16 protein-coding genes are annotated in these 17,134 nt (G+C 69.3%); 10 read left to right on the plus strand and 6 right to left on the minus strand.

Annotation, left to right across the window (positions count from 1 at the left end; genetic code table 11):
• Nucleotides 1-259 precede the first annotated feature (259 nt).
• On the plus strand, nt 260-589 hold the full coding sequence (locus J2X68_RS04980; protein ID WP_399039349.1) for an SCO4225 family membrane protein: 330 nt from the start codon (nt 260-262) through the stop codon (nt 587-589).
• Nucleotides 590-1,538: 949 nt separating this feature from the next.
• Here the strand turns inward: J2X68_RS04980 and J2X68_RS04985 are convergent.
• Nucleotides 1,539-2,450, minus strand: coding sequence for a MerR family transcriptional regulator (locus J2X68_RS04985; RefSeq protein WP_310431193.1), 912 nt, complete (start codon nt 2,448-2,450; stop codon nt 1,539-1,541).
• A gap of 337 nt (nt 2,451-2,787) precedes the next feature.
• Between J2X68_RS04985 and J2X68_RS04990 the strand changes: the two genes are divergently transcribed.
• From J2X68_RS04990 to J2X68_RS05000, 3 genes are read left to right on the plus strand one after another with little or no spacing between them, the layout of a single operon-like run.
• Nucleotides 2,788-2,961 carry a hypothetical protein gene (locus tag J2X68_RS04990; RefSeq protein ID WP_310431194.1) on the plus strand — a complete coding sequence of 58 codons (174 nt, stop codon included), beginning with the start codon at nt 2,788-2,790 and terminating at the stop codon, nt 2,959-2,961.
• Nucleotides 2,962-3,005: 44 nt separating this feature from the next.
• A complete protein-coding gene (locus J2X68_RS04995; RefSeq protein WP_310431195.1) occupies nt 3,006-4,034 on the plus strand; it encodes an LLM class flavin-dependent oxidoreductase in 1,029 nt (342 codons plus the stop codon).
• A gap of 3 nt (nt 4,035-4,037) precedes the next feature.
• Nucleotides 4,038-4,730: an NAD(P)-binding domain-containing protein gene (locus tag J2X68_RS05000; protein WP_310431196.1), complete on the plus strand. Its 693-nt coding sequence runs from the start codon at nt 4,038-4,040 to the stop codon at nt 4,728-4,730.
• Between the two features lie 189 nt (nt 4,731-4,919).
• On the opposite strand, the gene J2X68_RS05005 is transcribed toward J2X68_RS05000, so the two are convergent.
• From J2X68_RS05005 to J2X68_RS05020, 4 genes are all read right to left on the minus strand, one after another.
• Nucleotides 4,920-6,116, minus strand: a complete 1,197-nt coding sequence (locus J2X68_RS05005; protein ID WP_310431197.1) for an acyl-CoA dehydrogenase — start codon at nt 6,114-6,116, stop codon at nt 4,920-4,922.
• A gap of 544 nt (nt 6,117-6,660) precedes the next feature.
• Nucleotides 6,661-7,152, minus strand: a complete 492-nt coding sequence (locus J2X68_RS05010; RefSeq protein ID WP_310431198.1) for a hypothetical protein — start codon at nt 7,150-7,152, stop codon at nt 6,661-6,663.
• Nucleotides 7,149-8,648, minus strand: a complete 1,500-nt coding sequence (locus tag J2X68_RS05015) for a HAMP domain-containing sensor histidine kinase (protein ID WP_310431199.1) — start codon at nt 8,646-8,648, stop codon at nt 7,149-7,151. The genes J2X68_RS05010 and J2X68_RS05015 overlap by 4 nt, the downstream gene beginning before the upstream one ends.
• Entirely contained in the window at nt 8,645-9,391 is a 747-nt protein-coding gene (locus J2X68_RS05020) for a response regulator transcription factor (RefSeq protein WP_310431200.1), read from the minus strand. The genes J2X68_RS05015 and J2X68_RS05020 overlap by 4 nt, the downstream gene beginning before the upstream one ends.
• A 237-nt stretch (nt 9,392-9,628) precedes the next feature.
• Here J2X68_RS05020 and J2X68_RS05025 point away from each other — a divergent pair, with 237 nt between their 5' ends.
• The 6 genes from J2X68_RS05025 to J2X68_RS05050 all read left to right on the plus strand — a co-directional run bounded on the left by J2X68_RS05025 (nt 9,629) and on the right by J2X68_RS05050 (nt 15,148).
• Nucleotides 9,629-10,405 (plus strand): DUF3152 domain-containing protein, encoded by a 777-nt coding sequence (locus J2X68_RS05025; protein WP_310431201.1) that lies wholly within the window; start codon nt 9,629-9,631, stop codon nt 10,403-10,405.
• Nucleotides 10,406-10,716: 311 nt separating this feature from the next.
• Nucleotides 10,717-11,568: an RNA polymerase sigma factor SigF gene (locus J2X68_RS05030; protein WP_310431202.1), complete on the plus strand. Its 852-nt coding sequence runs from the start codon at nt 10,717-10,719 to the stop codon at nt 11,566-11,568.
• Nucleotides 11,569-11,615: 47 nt separating this feature from the next.
• Nucleotides 11,616-12,038 carry a hypothetical protein gene (locus J2X68_RS05035; protein WP_310431203.1) on the plus strand — a complete coding sequence of 141 codons (423 nt, stop codon included), beginning with the start codon at nt 11,616-11,618 and terminating at the stop codon, nt 12,036-12,038.
• A gap of 17 nt (nt 12,039-12,055) precedes the next feature.
• A complete protein-coding gene (locus J2X68_RS05040; protein WP_310431204.1) occupies nt 12,056-12,424 on the plus strand; it encodes a low affinity iron permease family protein in 369 nt (122 codons plus the stop codon).
• 217 nt (nt 12,425-12,641) lie between these two features.
• On the plus strand, nt 12,642-13,610 hold the full coding sequence (locus J2X68_RS05045) for a Clp protease N-terminal domain-containing protein (protein ID WP_310431205.1): 969 nt from the start codon (nt 12,642-12,644) through the stop codon (nt 13,608-13,610).
• 344 nt (nt 13,611-13,954) lie between these two features.
• Complete coding sequence (locus J2X68_RS05050; RefSeq protein WP_310431206.1) at nt 13,955-15,148, plus strand: PP2C family protein-serine/threonine phosphatase; 1,194 nt, start codon at nt 13,955-13,957, stop codon at nt 15,146-15,148.
• A gap of 261 nt (nt 15,149-15,409) precedes the next feature.
• Here J2X68_RS05050 and J2X68_RS05055 read toward each other — a convergent pair whose 3' ends face one another.
• A complete protein-coding gene (locus J2X68_RS05055) occupies nt 15,410-17,128 on the minus strand; it encodes a SpoIIE family protein phosphatase (protein WP_310431207.1) in 1,719 nt (572 codons plus the stop codon).
• Nucleotides 17,129-17,134 lie beyond the last annotated feature (6 nt).

A 17,134-nucleotide genomic window follows, 5' to 3' on the forward strand; every position in this document is an offset into this window, starting at 1 on the left:
CAGGAGACCCGGCATTTGCCACCGTGAGGGAAGTCATCACACAAGGAACGGCCGTTGCCGTCGGCGCAGCCCGGCCCCTTGCTGCGACGACGAGGTCAGGCAGCCGGCCGATTCCGGCTGCCTGCGCGGTGCTGGCTCCGCTTCCCCCGGCGGGGTCAGCACCCACCGCCACGCACGGCGGACCGAGGCGACTCCTGCCGAGGCGCCGACCGCCGTGACTACGGCAGCACCATCCGGTCATTTCACCTGGGAGTATCACGTGGCCTGCCCCGCGATCCGAAGCGTCTTCGCCGTCACAGCCTCCTCGACGGTGGCACGCGTGTACCTGCTGGTCGTCTTCGGCCTGCTCGTCTGGGCCGGAATCGATGCCTACGCCGTCGACCATGCAGACTCCTCGTTCGCGGCAGTCTTTCCGATGCTTGCCACGCTGCCGCTCAGCCTGCTCGCGATCATCGTCCCCGACTCCGCCGTCCTGTACCTCGTCGTCATCGTCATCGCGGCATTGGGCAACGCGGTGCTGCTGGCTCACTTCGGCAGACCCCGGAAAGGCCAGGCGAATGACCTTCGGAATCGACGCGTCGCGTCTTGACGCCATCAAGTCCATCGCCGGAGGCTGCCATGTACAGGCGTGCCGTGCTCGCCATGCTCTTCATCATCCCCGCTGTCTTGGGGGCAATAGAACTTACGGCCGCTCTCATAGCGACACAGGAGGTGATCTGCCCCGGTGAAAATTCCGGTGAAGATGGTGAAGAACGTCCAGGCCCGATGCGGCCAGGAGATGTGAACTGCAGCGTCCTGATCGGCAACCAGACCGTTGCCGAACGCACGTACGAGATGCAGCAGAACAACCAGCGCATCGAGAGGAAGCAGAACGCCGTGCGAGGCGGCCTCCTCATCGCGTACGGGACTCTTGGGCTGGCTTGCACCGTCACCGCTTCCACTCGCAACCCTTGGCTCAGACGTCCTGATCCCTGTCGCGGCAGCGTATGCGGGTCAGGGGGTCCCTGACCCACGCCCCGGTCACACCCTCTCGCGTTCCTGCGCGCGTGCCCCGGCCCGGAAGCGGGTCGCAGGCTGTGTATCCCCGCTGCGATCCATAGCGGTGGGATATGGGTTCCGATGAGCGGCACCAGGGCGATCCGGTGGTCGCAATCCCTGCGTTGAGCGGCGGTTTGAGAGGCGAACGGGACTTCTCCCAGAGTCGGCCGGAGCCAAGGTGACGTCGAAATGTTCGGCCGGTTCGCATACATAGTCCGCTGCCACAGCCGTCGGGTGGCTCGCGCTTCGGCTCTGTCCATGCCCAGTTGAGCCACCGCCTCGACATACGTCGGTACAACCACTGCACATCCGAGTGCGGGTCCGGAGTCGGAACGGTGCCCGGGTCCGGCCTCCGGGCCGGCGCTGACGTCCCCAGCCGGGGTGGCGCGTGATGGGACAGCCGCGGCGCGGCGAGCGGGCGTGTTGGCGGTCAGCCCGCCGCGGATGAGGGGGGAGCGCGGGGTTTGGCGGTCTGTTTCGTGCCGATGCCGAGCATCAGGTCAGGTCTGATCCGCGGCGCGCAGGGCCCGCGCCAGCCATTCCAGGTCCTCGGTCGCGTCGGGCGACGAATCCTGCCCGCGCACACGGGCGACGAGCCTGCGGTAGTGCTCCGCTCCTGCTTCGATCCCGGCCTCCAGGCTGCGCAGCACGGCGGCCCGATCGGCGTCACTGAACAGCTCGGACAGCACCTCAGCCGCTGCCGGCGCCTCCGGGGCGACGCCGCGCCTTCTGACCTCCGCGACGGTCTGCACGATCGCCCTGGCCCACCAAATGGATCCCCCCGGGGGACTGCCCTGCCCCGATACGGGCGTGTTGAGCTCCATCCATGTGCGCAACCGAGCGCGGAACTCGGGGTTTTGTGCCGATTCCGCCAACTCGATCCAGGCGTCGACCTGCTCAGGTGTGGGATCGTCGGGCAATTCGATGCTGTAGCTGCGTATGCGGTCGCGCAGGCCCGGATCGTCGACGCCGCCGCCGAACACCTCGTCCTTGAACTCGTCGATGATCTGCTTGCGCTCGGCGGCGGAAAGCCGCGCCAACCGGTTCATCAGTGTTGTCTCCTCGACGGTCGAACCCCGTTTTGCCACGGTGGACAGGACGGCCCGGCGCACCTTGAGTGAGCTGATATGCGCATCGAGCGCGGCCACATGCGCGTCGGCGATCTCGGCCACTGTGGCGCGACCGCTCAGGACGCGACACACGTCGTCGAGCCCGAGGCCCAGCTCCCGCAGGGTGCGGACCAGTTCGACGCGGGCCACGGACTCGGTGTCGTACAACCGGTAGCCACCCGCGGAGCGGGCAACGGGCGGTACCGCCCCTTCGTCCGACCAGAAGCGCAGGGTACGCACCGGAATTCCGGTGCGGTGTGCGAGCAGGCCAATGGTGAGCACATCGGGGCGTTCGTCGTCCATGGGTAAGATCCTGAACCCTCCGGCGGCTGGAGACTCAAGTGCCTCCATGCGACATTCTGTGAGTTCTCCGGAGCTCTGCCTCGGTGCTCCACAGCCGCACCCCGCCTCGCAGGCCTTGCTGTCCTCGCGACGTCGACGCCGCTGCCGTGCCGGGTGTCGTCGCAGCCGGTGCTGCCACTCAGGCCCAAGCACGGGGCGAGCGCACCGCAACCTCCAGCACCACGGTGTCCACCCAGGGGGAGCTGTTTCCCGAGCTGAACGGGCGCCGTAGCAGGCGCCCATCTCGAACGACGTCCATCTCGTCCGGGACGGACAGCGTCGTCTCATCACCAGCACCGTGACCTACAACGCGCCTTTTGCCGGCACCGATGGCATCCGGCTCGTCCTCGACGCTCTTGCCGTCACCCGCGAGATTCGTCAGGCCTCGCGAAGGACGCCGCTGCCGACCATCAGGACCCGGTCGGCGCGCTGGGCCTGGGCAGACGACCCGAAGATGTTGACACGTCACTAAAAAGAGCGTAGTTTAATTCTCAACAATCTAAGAGGGGGTATCCCATGACTGATCTCGTGATCGGCCTCGACACCTTCGGTGACGTCCCGGAGCGCAACGGCGCCCCGGTGTCCCATGCCGCTGCGATCAGGCAGGTCATCGACGAAGCCGTTCTTGCCGACGAACTCGGCGTGGACGTCATTGCCGTCGGCGAACACCACCGCCCGGAGTACTCCGTCTCCGCCCCCGAGACCGTCCTGGCCGCGATTGCGAGCCGCACCTCGCGGATCAAGCTCGCCTCGGGAGTGACCGTCCTCAGTTCCGACGACCCCGTGCGCGTCTTTCAGCGCTTCGCCACCGTGGACGCCGTCTCGAACGGCCGCGCTCAGGCCATCCTGGGGCGCGGCTCCTTCACCGAGTCCTTCCCCTTGTTCGGCTACGACTTGGCCGACTATGACGTGCTGTTCGAGGAGAAGCTCGATCTCTTCGTGAAGCTGCTCGATGAGAAGCCCGTTACTTGGAAGGGCACCACTCGAGCCGCGCTCCACAACGCCGACGTGTTCCCGAAGACGGACGGTGGACGACTGGACACGTGGGTAGGGGTAGGCGGATCCCCTCAGTCCGTCGTGCGCACCGCCCGGCACGGACTTCCGCTCATGCTCGCAATCATCGGTGGCAACCCGGCACGCTTCGCGCCGTACATCGACCTCTATCAGCGGGCGACTGAACAACTCGGCACGGCCGCACACCCCGTCGGTATGCACTCGCCGGGCTTCGTGGCGGACACCGACGAGGAAGCCAAGGAACTCTTCTTCCCGCCGTACAAGGTGATCCGGGACCGTATCGGCGCGTTGCGAGGGTGGCCGCCGTTGCGCCGCGCCGAATTCGACGCGGAGGTCGAGAACGGTTCGCTCTACATCGGCGCGCCCGAGACGGTGGCCCGCAAGATCGCCACTGCGGTCAAGACGCTGAGCGTCGGACGCTTCGACATGATCTACAGCTCTGGCGCACAGCCGGCCGAGGCCCGCATGCGCGCCGTCGAACTCTTCGGCGCCAAGGTGGTGCCCATGGTCCGCGACATCTTGGCAGGATGAGCCATGACGACCCTTGGCATTCTCGGTGCCGGCAAGGTCGGGACCGTGCTCGCGCGCCTTGCTGTCACCGCAGGTTATGAGGTCCTGATCGCAGGTTCCGGCGATCCGGCGAACATCGCTCTCATCGTGGAGGTCATCGCGCCCGGCGCGAAGGCGGTGACGGCGGTCGAGGCAGCCGAGCGAGCGGACGTGGTCGTCCTGGCCCTGCCCCTCGGCAAGTACCGTTCCCTGCCCGTCGAAGCCCTGCACGGCAAACTCGTGATCGATGCGATGAACTACTGGTGGGAGGTCGATGGAATCCGCGACGATCTCACCGATCCACGCACCTCCTCGAGCGAGATCGTGCAGAGCTCCCTGCCTTCCTCCCGCGTGGTGAAGGCGTTCAACCACATGGGATACCACGACCTGGAAGAAGGAGCACGGCCGGCGGGCGCTGCCGGACGCAGGGCGATTGCGATCGCGGGAGACGGTGAAGACGACCTCGCCGCCGTCTCGGAGATCGTCGAAGCTCTGGGCTTCGACCCGGTCCCGGCAGGCTCCCTGGCAGAGGGCGTGCGGATGCAGCCCGGCACCGAACTGTTCGGAGCCAACACCGATGCCACCGAGGTACGCGCGATGCTCGAACGATATCCAGCATCGAGGGCTGGGCAGGACCTTCTCCGAGCCCGCGCTGCATCACCACACCGACACTGCTGACGACGGCGTCTGCGGCACACTCCATCGATGAAGCAGGTGCAGGCCCTGATGGCCCAGCACTTTTCATCCCTGGAGGGAACGGCAGCAGGCTGAAGCGCAGGGGAGAACATGTCCTCCCCTGCGTCCTGGCAGACCACGGCCGCGGAACGTCCGACGCGCATCGAGCCCGACGATCACCAGGTCAGAGCGTCACAGCAACAGCGAGACCGGGGACTGGATGCCCGCGAGCAACCGCCCATAGTCCTCACGCGTCAGGAACGGATTGAACTGCACATGGCGGCTTCCCGTCTCCATGTCCCGCCAGAAGCGCTGCAGGGCGTTCGACTGGGCGAACCCGCCTGTGCCGTTCAGATCCAGCAGCTTGCTCATAGCGGATCGGGCGTTCTCGATCGCGGCGACCATCTCCATCCGCAAAGCGGAGCGCTCCTGCAGCGTCAGCGGGTCGCCTGCGAGGGCGGCGTCCGCCTCATCAGCGACAGCTACGACCTGACGGACCGCGCGACTGATGAGGCGATCCGCTTCTCCCAGCCAGATCCGTGCCGAGGGGGAATCGGTGGTGTCCCGGTACACCGACGCCATGATGCCCCGGCCGGACTCTAGGGTCTCGCGCACCGTGTCCAGGGCACCCACCGCGGCACCGATGACAGGAGCCAGCAGGTTGAGCGCGGCACCGATCTTCAACGCCGCCGGGAAGCCACCCGCGCCGGCCTTGGCCGCGACCGCTGCCGTGATGATGCGGTGCTCGGGCACCAGCACGCCCTCCGCCACCAGACTCTGGCTGCCCGTTCCCCTCAGCCCCGCCACGTGCCAGGTGTCCTTCACTCGCAGATCCCTCACCGGCACCAGCACGGTCGCGGCCGCGGGCGGATCACCTGCCGCACCTGGCAGGGCCACGCCCAGCAGCGCCCAGTCCGCGTCCTCACAGCCGGATGCGGCCGCCCAGGTCCCGGAAAGGCGCACGCCAGTATCCGTGCGGATCGCCTCGCCATGGACGCTGGCCACGGAGCAGACCAGGACGTCGGGCCCGACAGCGTAGAACTCGTCCAAGGCTGCTTCCGACAGCATCAGCGTCATCGGCTTGACACCGTTGTAGATGCCGGCGACCCACGCAGTCGAGGGGCACGCCCGCGCCAGGGCGATACCGACCTCGACCTGCGTGCGCACGGAGACCTCCCACCCAGCCCGGCTCCTCGGTGTGGTCAGCCGCAGCAGCCCCGCGGCCCGCAGCCCGTCGAGGTTCGCCGCTGACGGCCGCCGACCGGCCTCCGTGACGTGAGCGTTTCCATGAAGCGTGGGTGCCAGCCCGACAGCACGGGCCACGAGCTGATCGTCGGTGGGCACAGAGGTCGGTGCGTAGTGCGTGGCATCCAGCTGATGGGACGACATGGAGAGGGGCTCCTGAAGTGTGAAGGCAGGTCACATGCGCCGGCTGTGGCCGCACACCGCCAGGCTCCGAGCCCTCCGCGGCGAGAGGACGAGCGGAACGGCACGACCACCACGACCACCTGTGCACCGGCACCCTTGACGCTCGCACCGCAGTCAGCCGATCCGCGTCGGCAGCTTGTGCCTACTTGTGACAAGCCGACGTCGAGGGGCCGCTCGGCCTCCCGCGCCCCGGTGCCAGTGGCAGGAGGGCGACTGATGAGTCGCCCTCGACGCGTGTGCGTGGCCAGAGCCAGGATTCGCTGCTTCATCTCCGGCTGCAGCAACGACGCCGGGCCCTCCAGCAGATTCGCCAGCCTGACCAGTCGATAGGCCACCTCCTCGTCCCTGGCGGCGGCCGCGTACACCATGCCCGCGTACCGAAGTAGCTGCGTCACCAGAGCGCGCTGCTGTTCGTCGGCCGTCTCGGGTGCGTAGGACGATCGCCCGGACTCCCACAGCCTGCCCGGTACCCGCCCCGCATCGTTGTCGTGTGGCCCGCGCAGCGTCAGGCTTGCGGGCAGACAGTGCTGTTCCCTGTGTAGTGCCACGCCCCGGGTGCCGAAATGACCACGATCACAGACGTGACGTCCGGGGCTGCGAGGACCTGGGCCGCGGCCGCAGTGCAGACGAGTTGGTCCAGGCCGAGGCGAGGGAAGCGTTTGGCCACTGAGGGAAGCCGGATGGAGACGGTTGCCCCGTGGCTCTGAACCGATTCCGGCTTGATAGGGGACAGCGCGGTGGTCAGGCCGCGTTCCCGGACGGTCTGGTCGGGGCCGCGCAGCAAGATGCGGACCGCTTCATCAGGGGTTGTCGCGGTCTCCGAGGTCGGCACCGCCACCAGTTGGCCTTTGCTCAGGAAGTACAAAGGCGTCACCGGTGGCAGACCGGTGGCTGGGGCTCCCGCATCGACGACATCCGAAGCGGGAATCGCACAGGAAGCCAAAGCGGCCAGCCCTGTACAGGCAGACGCGACGCGGAGTACCTGCCGGCGGCTCACAGGTCGCTGCCTTCCGCCTGCCGGGTGATCACGGAAGGGCCGTCTGGCAGGGGGAGTATGACGGTGAACACGGCGCCACCCTGCGGGCGGTTGGCGACGAAGACGGTGCCCTGGTGCAACTGCACGTTCTCGCGGGTGATGGAAAGTCCCAGTCCGCTGCCGTCCGATGTGGCTCGCGCCGTGTCCGATCGGTAGAAGCGCTCGAAAACCAGAGGCAGCGCTTGCTGACTGATACCGGGTCCGGAGTCCGAGACCGTCAGCACTGCCTGACGAGTGCCGTCGGCGGTCGTCGAGGTGGTCAAAGACACTCGCGCGGGTGGCTTCCCGTGGGCGAGGGCGTTGGCCACGAGATTCGCGACGATCACGTCGAAGCGTCGCGGGTCGACGCGGCCGATGAGGTTGCCCGGAGCGGGAAGAGCCGTATCGACACGAGCGAGCCACTGGCGCGACGCCAGGCTCTGCTGAACAGACTCAGCAAGATCGATTTCGGACAGGTTCAGCTGGGCAGCGTGGGCGTCGAACCGCGAGATCTCAAGCAGGTCCTCGACCAGGCGGGCGAGATCGGACACTCCGTCGCTGACCAGGCGCACCGACGAAGCTGTGTCGGGATCCAGCTTCTCGGCATCCTCATCGAGAACGTCCGTGACCGCGACCATGGCTGCCAGCGGAGTCCGCAGTTCATGGGAGACGTTCGCGGCGAATCGGCGCGCCCGGGCCTCCATGTCCCGCAGTTCGGCGACCGTCTGCTCCAGTGCGGCGGCTGTCTCGTTGAAGCTGCGGGACAGCTCTGCCAGCTCGTCCGAGCCCTGAACTGCCAGCCGCGTGTCCAGGCGTCCGGCCGCCATGAGTCGGGTGGCCTGCCGAAGGGCGCGCACGGGCCGCAGGACGCTGCGTGCTGCCAGCAGGGCCAGCAGCACTGCGGGCAGCAACGCCCAGACGGTGGCTCGTTGTACGGACGCGATCAGCGTCCGCACGGTCGCTTGCTCGTCGCTTTGGGGCACGACGACGAACACCACCAGCCCGGAGGGGCGTGGGGAGCCGCTGCCGGATCCGGCGAATGCCACCGCCATGCCCACTACGAGGAAGGGACGGTCCGCAGCGGTGACGCGCTGAAAGACGGTGACGGGTCGCCCGGCAACGGCTTCCCGCAGAGCAGGCGTGACTTCCGGCAATGTTGCGCCGACCGGAGCGGTCGCGCTGTGGCCGCGGTAGGTGACCTGTACTCGCCACCCATGTGCCTGCTGCCTGTCCGCCACTTGTTCCGCCAGGGTGGCCAACTGGACCTGGCGGTCGAAGGGCGGCCGCAGGGAGATCGACAGCTCGCTGACCCTCTGTCTGGTCTGATCGATGGCCGTGTCCTGGCTGACCTGGAGCAACGCGGTGCGCGCCTCGCGAAAGATGAGGGCACCCGTCCCCAGGGTGCCGACCACAGCCACCCCCGCGAACGCGAGCAGCAGCCGTCCTCGAAGGCTGCGCGTTACGCGCACGGCTCTCATGGCGCGGTCGTCCCGGGAGCATCCCCTGTCGCCTCACAGATCCGGGCGGGCTGCTCGGCGTATCCATGATTGCTGAAGCGGTACCCGAACCCGCGTACCGTCTGTATGTACCGGGGTGCTCTCGAGGGCTCACCCAACTTGGTGCGCAAGCGCTTGACGCACGCGTCGACCAATCGGATGTCGCCGTGGTAACTGTGCTCCCAAACGGCCTGCAGCAACTGTTGGCGACTGAAGACCTGTCCGGGCGAGGCGGACAACGTCATCAGCAGCATCAACTCCGAGCGTGCCAACGCGACCGCCTGCCCGTGGCGCGTGACGGTCAGCCCCTGACGGTCGATGATCAGACCGTCGGCGTACGTCTCCGTAGGTGTGGACGTGGGGAGGGCAGTGCGCCGCAGCACAGCCCGGACGCGGGCACTGAGAACTTGCGCGCGCACCGGTTTGACCACATAGTCGTCCGCGCCCAGCTCCAAGCCCACCACTACGTCCATATCGTCGCCGCGCGCCGTCGCCATGATGATCGGCACTTGGTCGTGCGTGCGTATACGGGTGCAGACGTCGAGACCGCTCAGGCCGGGAAGCATCAGGTCGAGCACGATGACATCGGGTCTGACCGCGCGCCAGAGGTGGAGACCGTCCTCTCCGGAAGCGGCGGTCGTGACTTCGTGGCCCTGTCGGCGAAGTGCCAGGGACATGCCCTCACGTACGCCGCGGTCGTCATCGATGAGGAGTACGCGTGCCATGGGCCGAGTATCACCAGCTGACCGAAGAGTCACCACGGTGAAAAGCACCGACAGGTGGGGTTGTTACCAGATGATCAAATGCGCCTCACCCTGACAGGCCTTCCGACCGTACAGCGCAGGCGTTATCCGTTCGAGACGTCACGGTCGACTGGCCCGCATATGGCCGCCGCACACTCGCTGGCCATGAACGCGCATCGCAAGACCTCCCGACGCAGACGTGTCCGGCACAGTGGACGGATGCCCACACCACGCCGGGGCAGCAAGCTTCTGCGAGGGGTGGCGGTCCTGGTCGCCTCCGTCCTTTCAGCTGTCGGGGCGGGATGGTGGACACATCAGGCCCCCGAGGGGGGAGCGAGGGCGGCGGACCGTGCGACCGGGCCGAGTCCCTCGACGTCCCTTCAGCACAAGCCCCTTACGCCGTCGTCGTCACCCTCGTCGAAGGCCGCTGACCTTCCTGTCACCGGCCCCGGCACGTTTACCGCGGCGCGGGGGCAAGGTCCGGTCGTCGGGGAAGGCAGAACGCTGCGCTACGTCGTCGAGGTCGAAGACGGGATCGGGCTGTCCGCGGTGGATGTGGCTGAGGACGTGGACCGCGTCCTGGCCGACCCTCGCGGCTGGACGGCCGGCGGCACCAGCGCCTTCCAACGCGTCGAACGACGCCCCGCCGACTTCGTCGTCCGGGTCGCGACACCGTTGACCGTCGACGCCGTCTGCGGTCAGTACGGGCTGGACACGGGGGGCGAGGTGAACTGCAATGTGGGCGACGACGTCATGGTGAACCTCAAGAGATGGATGCTTGCCACCCCTGTGTACGCCGATCATGTCGCGGAGTACAGGGCCTTGATCATCAATCACGAGGTGGGGCACTTCCTCGGTCACGATCACGTCGGCTGCCCCGGCCAGGGTGCCCCTGCGCCTGTCATGATGCAGCAGATCAAGGGGATGCACGGTTGTGTCCGCAACGTGTGGCCCTACACGCCGTCCGGTGAACTCCTCACAGGCCCGCCGGTATGACGCTCACCGACCGAACGCGCCTTCCTGCGGTCTGTCGGCCGAGTGGCGAAAGTTCCGCGACGAAGCACCAGGGGGCATCTGTCCTCCGGCGTCGACCGGCGCGCAGCCCGCGCGGGCCCGGAGCTCGTCCGACGGTGTCGCGCAGGAGTCCTGATGTGAGTCATACCGAGACATATCGGACCCACCGCTCGAACTCGCCGCTCCGCCCGTCAAGGCATTTCCTGCGGGCATGTGCATGCTCCGGGAGGGACGGGGTAGGCGCGGCTACATCAGCTCGAACGCAGGGCACCGGCAGGGTGGGGAGATCACAGATGACGACGACGATCGCGCGGGCGGCCGAGGAGCAGGCGACTGCGGCACTGCCCGCTGTCCCCGAGCCGGGCAAGATGGCGCCCAAGGACGCCCGATCCCTGTCGAAGCTGTTCTTCGCGAAGCTGGCGGTGCTGGAGGAGGGCACGCCCGAGCACCAGTACGCGCGCAACACCCTGATCGAGATGAACATGTCCCTGGTCCGCTTCGCGGCCGGCCGGTTCCGCAACCGGGGCGGCGCGGACGGCATGGAGGACATCGTCCAGGTCGGCGTCATCGGGCTGATCAAGGCCATCGACCGGTTCGAGATATCCCGTGAGGTGGAGTTCACCTCCTTCGCCATCCCCTACATCGTCGGCGAGATCAAGCGCTTCTTCCGGGACACCTCCTGGTCCGTCCACGTGCCGCGCCGCCTGCAGGAGGCGCGTGTGCAGCTGGCCAAGGCCACCGAGGAGCTGCAGAGCCGCATGGGCCGCACTCCCACGGTCAAGGAGCTGGCGGAGCTGATGGACCTGACCGAGGAAGAGGTCATCGAGGCCCGGGTCGCGTCCAACGGCTACAACTCCGCCTCCCTGGACGCCACCATCGGCGGCGGCCCCGACGGTGAGACGGCGCTCGCGGACTTCATCGGGTCCGACGACGCGGCCATGGAACTGGTCGAGGACTTCCACACGCTGGCGCCCCTGCTCGCCCAGCTCGACGAGCGTGAACGGCACATCCTTCACTGGCGTTTCGTCGAGGAGCTGACCCAGGCGCAGATCGGCGAACGGCTCGGCTGCTCGCAGATGCACGTGTCCCGCCTGCTCTCCGGCACCCTCAAGCGCCTGCGCAAGGGCATGCTCACCACCAGCTGAACCGAACCGACGCCCGGGGCCCGGGCATGTACCAGGAAGGACCTGTGGTGAGCGAAAGCGGTGCCGCGCTCCCGCCCGTCGACGCGCATCTGGAGATCCTGCTGCGGCTGGTCGACGCGCAGCCCGAGGCGGCTCTCAAGATCTGCCTGACCACGCCCGGCGGAATCGTCGCCGGGGACCTGGTCGGATCCCGCGCGTGGGCCGACCGGTGGGAGGACGTGGTGTCGAAGGCCACCGGAGCGGAGGACGCGGCCGATCACATGGCGCACCTGGCGCACACGGTCCGCTCCGCCCTGAAGGCGGCCGAGGCGGAGCCGGGAACGGGCGACGGACTGCACACGTTCATCCACCTCGTCGACGTCACCTTCCTGTCCGTGCCCGGGACCGCGACCGCTCCGCTGTGGCGCGGCCGGCTGGGCGACGTCTCCGGCTGGGCACTGGGGGCTCCTGCCGACCGGCCGGTCTCGTGAAGACCGCAGGCGACCTGATGGCACCTCAGCACCCCGCGCACCGGGACGGCGGCCGTCCGGGCCGGTTCACGCGCCTGGCCGAACACGCCTCGAACTTCACCAGCTCGCCCTCCTTCTTCGGCGTGTGCCTCGTCCTGGTCGCCGCCGCGATCACCGCGCACGCGCTGAAGCTGCCCACCCCGTGGCTGCTGCTGGTGGGCGAGACGATGTCCGCCGTCTCGCTGCTGCTCCTTGCGCTGCTCAAGAACTCCGAACGGCGAGCCGAGCACGCCATCCAGCGCAAGCTCGACGCCATCGCCGCCGCGCTGCTGGAGATACAGCGGCAGGAACCGGGAGCGGCGAGCGAGGAACTCCGCCAGGCCATCCGGATGGAGAAGCAGACCTGACCCGGCACCTCGAACGCGCCCGCCCCGCCCCGTCCCGGCGGGCGCGCACGCGTCGCCGCCCCGCCCGGCCGAGGCGGGCCGAGCGCGTACGGTCGTTGCAGGCGGCCAGGGCATCGCGCCGCACCCCGGCGCGGTCACGACGTGCCGCTCGCCGCACGCCCGAGCCACCTCGCAGGCCGGTGACGTGGACGCGTCGCACCTCGGCCACAATCTCCCCATGACCAAGGAATTCCACGCGGACCACAGCCTGCGCACCGCCTTACGCCCGGTCTACGCCGGCCGCCATGTCACCACACACGATCTGCTGGCCTGCATCAGCAAGGACCCGCGGATCCAGGAGTTCCTCGCGCCGTACGACCTCACGGCCCAGGTCGTCCGCAGGGGTGCCGCCGCGACGGACGACGAACCCGGTGAGGTCGAGGTTCCCCTCACCGGCCAGGCGGACCGCTCGCTCACGCTCAGCACGGCCGGTGCGACGGCGCTCGCCAGGTGCCAGGAACAGCCGTCCGTGACCGGCCAGGGGGCCGAGCGCACCCCCATCGACCTGCTTGCGGCCCTCCTGACCGACCCCGACTGCGGAGCGGTCGGCTACCTGAGCGGGTGCGGGGTGGACGTCGTCGCCCTGCGGGAGGCCGTTCGGTCGGGACGGCCTCCCGCCCACGAGGACCCCCTCCCGCCGGAACTGCACTCCACCCGCGACGCCCTGGTGGGCCGCCGCCGCTACAGGCCGCGTGGACTCGGGCAGTTCTGGACGACGCTCCTCGTCAGGACGACGCCGTTCGACGCCGCCGCGCACCCGGCGCTGTGGGCGCGCCTGGAGGCCGGGGAGCTCGCCGTCCGGCACGGTGGGAAGGTCCGCACCGACGACATCCTCCTGGGCCTGATGAGGACGTACGCGGTCGCGCGCGCCTGTCCGCACCTGACGAAGGACGCGAAGGGCGACTACGACGGGGGCAGGGCCCTGGCCGAGGCGGGCGTCGACCACGCACAGCTGCGCGCGGTGATGGCGAGCACCGACCTGGGCCGGGACGCGGTGCCGCCCCGGGAGTTGCTCAGGGACACGATGCCCGCCGGCACCTCCGCCCTCCTCGCCCGCCTGCTCAGCGAACCGGACAACCGGAGCGTGCGGCTGCTGGCGGCGCTCGGCGTGGATCCCGCCGCTCTCCTCACCTCTGGCGGCCTCTGACCGGCGCCCGAGGCCCGGCACGGGCGGTGCGCGAAGGCTGCCGGGCGTCGGCCACCGGTCGACGGTGACCGCCCGGCCGCCGCCTGACCGGCTCCGGCAGCGGCGCACTTGATCCGGCCGACCTGTGTCACCACCGGACGCGCTGCCGCCGGTGGTCGACCGTGCGGATCCCCTCGCGCCGGTGGCGTCCGGCGTGACGCGTGTCCGGGGCTCGCGCCGCCGGCCGCATGCCGCACCGTCCCGGCCCGTTGCCCGACCCACCCTCCTGACCAGCCAAGATGAAGGAATTAGGTGAGGTTGCGGCGAGTCGGGGAAGAAGTTGCGACAGCCGATAGGAGGTTGTCGTGGAGGGTGGAGATCTGGAACTGGGTGAATTGCTCGCCGCCGCGGAGGCGGCGCCGCCCGGTGAGTCCGTCGACGTGGTGGCGCACGATCTGCAGAAGCGGTTCGGTGCGGAGCGTGTGTCGTTCCTGTTCGTGGACCTCATCGGTCAGCGGCTGGTACGGCTCGACGCGGCCGGCGGCGAAGCCGCGGACCCCGCCGAGCCGATAGACCTGTACGGCAGCGTCTATGACAGCGTTCTGCGCAGCCAGCGCCAGCATGTGGAGCCGGACGGCCAGGGCGGTCGGCGCGTCATCACACCCGTCACCAACCGCGGCGACTGCATCGGCGTCCTGGAGGTCACCCTCCAGTCCGCCGACGACACCGTGCTGCGGCAGGTCCGCGACGCGGCGCACACGCTGGCCTACATCATCGTCACGGACCGCCGCTTCACCGACCTGTACCACCTGGGCCGACGCACCACCGAGACCAGCCTGGCCGCGGAGATCCAGCACCAGCTGCTGCCCTCGGCGCCCTGTTGCGAGGCGGCCCAGTTCACACTCGCCGCGGGCCTGGTCCCGGCCGACGACATCGGGGGCGACACCTACGACTACACGCTCGACCGCGACACCCTGCACCTGTCCATCACCGACGCCATGGGCCACGACACGAACTCGGCCCTGCTGGCCACCCTGCTGGTCGGCGCACTGCGCCGGGCCCGCCGCAGCGGCTGCGACGCCCTCAAACAGGCCCGCCACGCCCACCAGGCCCTGCTCAGCCACAACCGGGGCCTGGCCACCGGGCAGTTGCTGTGCGTCGACCTCGACACCGGCCTGTGCGAACTGGTCAACGCCGGTCACCCCCGGCCGCTGCTGCTGCGCGGCGGGACCGTCGAGGAGGTCAGACTCTCCGTCAACCTCCCCTTCGGCGTGGTGGCACCCACCGACTACCGCGTACAGCAACTGCAACTGCTTCCCGGAGACCGCCTGGTGCTGCTCACCGACGGCATGCAGGACCGCGATGCCGCGACCGTCGACCTGTCGGCGGTCATACACGACACGCGCGCGCTGCATCCGCGTGAGGCCGTCCGGAGCCTGACCGCCGCGGTGCTCGGTGCCTGCCGCGGCGACCTCAAGGACGACGCCACGGTCCTGATACTGGACTGGCACGAAAATCGCCGCCGCCCGGACGAGACCGGAACCGACGCGCAGCGATGACCGGCACCACACCACCCGCGTGAGGTCACAGGCACGGCGGCGGCCGGAGGCTCTCCGGTCAGCCGGCCGCCGCCTTCCCCACCTGCTCGCGATGCGCCCGGGCCGAGGCCATCGGCCCGTCGAGGGCGTCCCTGGTCCGAACGAGACCGCGAGCGACGGCCGGACGCGCGGACCCGGCCCGGGACTCGGCCGCCGGAGCGGCGGAAGGTCATCCGCGACGGCGGCCGCGCCCGGTGGGACACCGTCTCCGGAGCATGCGGGTCACGTCCGGGCGGGCGCCCGCAGGGCGAGCAGCGCGACGTCGTCGTCGTTGGCGGCGGGGCGGACCCGGCGCAGCAGCTGGTCGGTGAACGAGACCAGCGGGCGGTGGGCGAGGGCGGCGGCGTGCTGGTGCAGTCGGTGCAGACCCTCGTCCAGGGTGTGGCCGGGTTCCTCGATCAGGCCGTCGGTGTACAGCAGGAGGGTCGACCCGGGCGGCAGCAACGCGGTCGCGTCGACGCGCGCTCCGGCGGCTCCGGTGCCCAGGAGCATGCCGTGGCCGCCGGTGAGGTATTCGGCCAGGCCGTCATGGCTGATCAGCAGGGGCGGCGGGTGGCCGGCATTGGACCAGGTCAGTTTCCACCGACCCTCGTCGGCCTCTTCGACCCGGGCGAGGATCATGGTCGCCATGGTGACGTCCGTGATGTGCAGGACCGCTTCGTCGAGGCGTTCGACGATCCGGCTGGGAGGCTCCTGGAGGGCCCAGGCGTAGGCGCGGAGCATGTTGCGCACCTGCGCCATGCCGGCCGCCGCCTCCAGATCGTGGCCGACGACATCGCCGATGGCCAGCGCGGTGGCGCCGTCGGACAGGGAGAAGGCGTCGTACCAGTCGCCCCCCACCTGCGAGGCGTCGGGCGCGGGCAGGTAGCGGACCGCCATCTGCAACCCGGCCACGCGCGGCATCTGCGGCAGCAGATGGTTCTGCATGGTCTCGGCGACCTTGCGCTGACGCTGGTAGAGCCGCGCGTTGTCCAGAGCCAGGCCGGCCCGGCGGGCGATGTCCTCGATCAGCGGGAGATCGACGGTGTTGAAGTCCCCCGGCTGCCTGGCCCGGCCCAGGGTCAGGGCACCGAGCAGGGCGCGCGTGCTGCGAATGGGCGCGATGGCCGCCGAGTGGATCCCGGAGGCGTCGAACAGGCGCCGCTGCTCGACCGCGATGCCGGAGTCCGGCGGCCCCTGGTAGGTCTGCGGGCCCGCCAGCGTCGAGGCGACCCCGCGCAGGGCCCTGGACAGCGGCATCGGCGACTCCTCGGGGACCGGCGGCATCGGTCCCTGAAGTTCGTCGTGACGCACCAGGATGTCGCCTTCGGCCTCGACGACGACCGTGCGCCACACCTCGTCACGTTCGGTGATCAGATCGATGATGGCCCAGTCCGCGAGGCGGGGCACCACCAGCGTCACCAGCCGCCTGAGTGCCTCGTCGACATCGAGGGTGGAGGTCAGCTGGGTGGTCGTCGCGGCCAGCAGCGCGAGCCGTTCGAGCTCCGGCAGCAGCGTGGACGTCGGCCCAGGCCGCACGTCGCTCTCCTGTGACCGCCGGGAATGGAAGAGGACGAGCGTGCCCCGTTCGCACGCGCCGAGAGCGAACGGCGCTATCAGCCACGAGATCGGCAGCACCGCGCCGTCACCGTCTGCGAAGTAGTCCTCCGCGGCCTGGGCGGTGCGCCCGGCGTGGAAGGCCTGCCGCATCCGGCATTGGGTCCTCGGCAAGGGCTGGCCGTGGGCGTCCCGGTGCAGCAGATCGTGCGCGTCATGGCCGAGGAGGTCCCCGGCGGGCCGGCCCAGGAACTGTTCGGCACGAGAATTCACGGCGAGGATGCGGCCCTGCTCGTCCACGACATAGGCCCCGGTCCCGATGGCTTCCAGCGCCTCGGCGACCGCGGCGTCGGGGGCCGACAGGACCCGTCTCCCCTGGCTCTGAGCGTGCTCCGGTCCTGCCATGCCCTG

The sequence above is a fragment of the Streptomyces sp. 3330 genome (assembly GCF_031456635.1).
Lineage (GTDB): Bacteria > Actinomycetota > Actinomycetes > Streptomycetales > Streptomycetaceae > Streptomyces.

Excerpts from the sequence above, each read along its gene's own strand:
- J2X68_RS04995 (WP_310431195.1), top strand. The coding sequence starts at position 3,006 with ATGACTGATCTCGTGATCGGCCTCGACACCTTCGGTGACGTCCCGGAG.
- J2X68_RS04985 (WP_310431193.1), bottom strand. The coding sequence starts at position 2,450 with ATGGACGACGAACGCCCCGATGTGCTCACCATTGGCCTGCTCGCACAC.
- J2X68_RS05045 (WP_310431205.1), top strand. The coding sequence starts at position 12,642 with ATGACCAAGGAATTCCACGCGGACCACAGCCTGCGCACCGCCTTACGC.
- J2X68_RS05005 (WP_310431197.1), bottom strand. The coding sequence starts at position 6,116 with ATGTCGTCCCATCAGCTGGATGCCACGCACTACGCACCGACCTCTGTG.
- J2X68_RS05020 (WP_310431200.1), bottom strand. The coding sequence starts at position 9,391 with ATGGCACGCGTACTCCTCATCGATGACGACCGCGGCGTACGTGAGGGC.
- J2X68_RS05040 (WP_310431204.1), top strand. The coding sequence starts at position 12,056 with ATGGCACCTCAGCACCCCGCGCACCGGGACGGCGGCCGTCCGGGCCGG.
- J2X68_RS05000 (WP_310431196.1), top strand. The coding sequence starts at position 4,038 with ATGACGACCCTTGGCATTCTCGGTGCCGGCAAGGTCGGGACCGTGCTC.
- J2X68_RS05055 (WP_310431207.1), bottom strand. The coding sequence starts at position 17,128 with ATGGCAGGACCGGAGCACGCTCAGAGCCAGGGGAGACGGGTCCTGTCG.
- J2X68_RS05025 (WP_310431201.1), top strand. The coding sequence starts at position 9,629 with ATGCCCACACCACGCCGGGGCAGCAAGCTTCTGCGAGGGGTGGCGGTC.
- J2X68_RS05030 (WP_310431202.1), top strand. The coding sequence starts at position 10,717 with ATGACGACGACGATCGCGCGGGCGGCCGAGGAGCAGGCGACTGCGGCA.
- J2X68_RS05015 (WP_310431199.1), bottom strand. The coding sequence starts at position 8,648 with ATGAGAGCCGTGCGCGTAACGCGCAGCCTTCGAGGACGGCTGCTGCTC.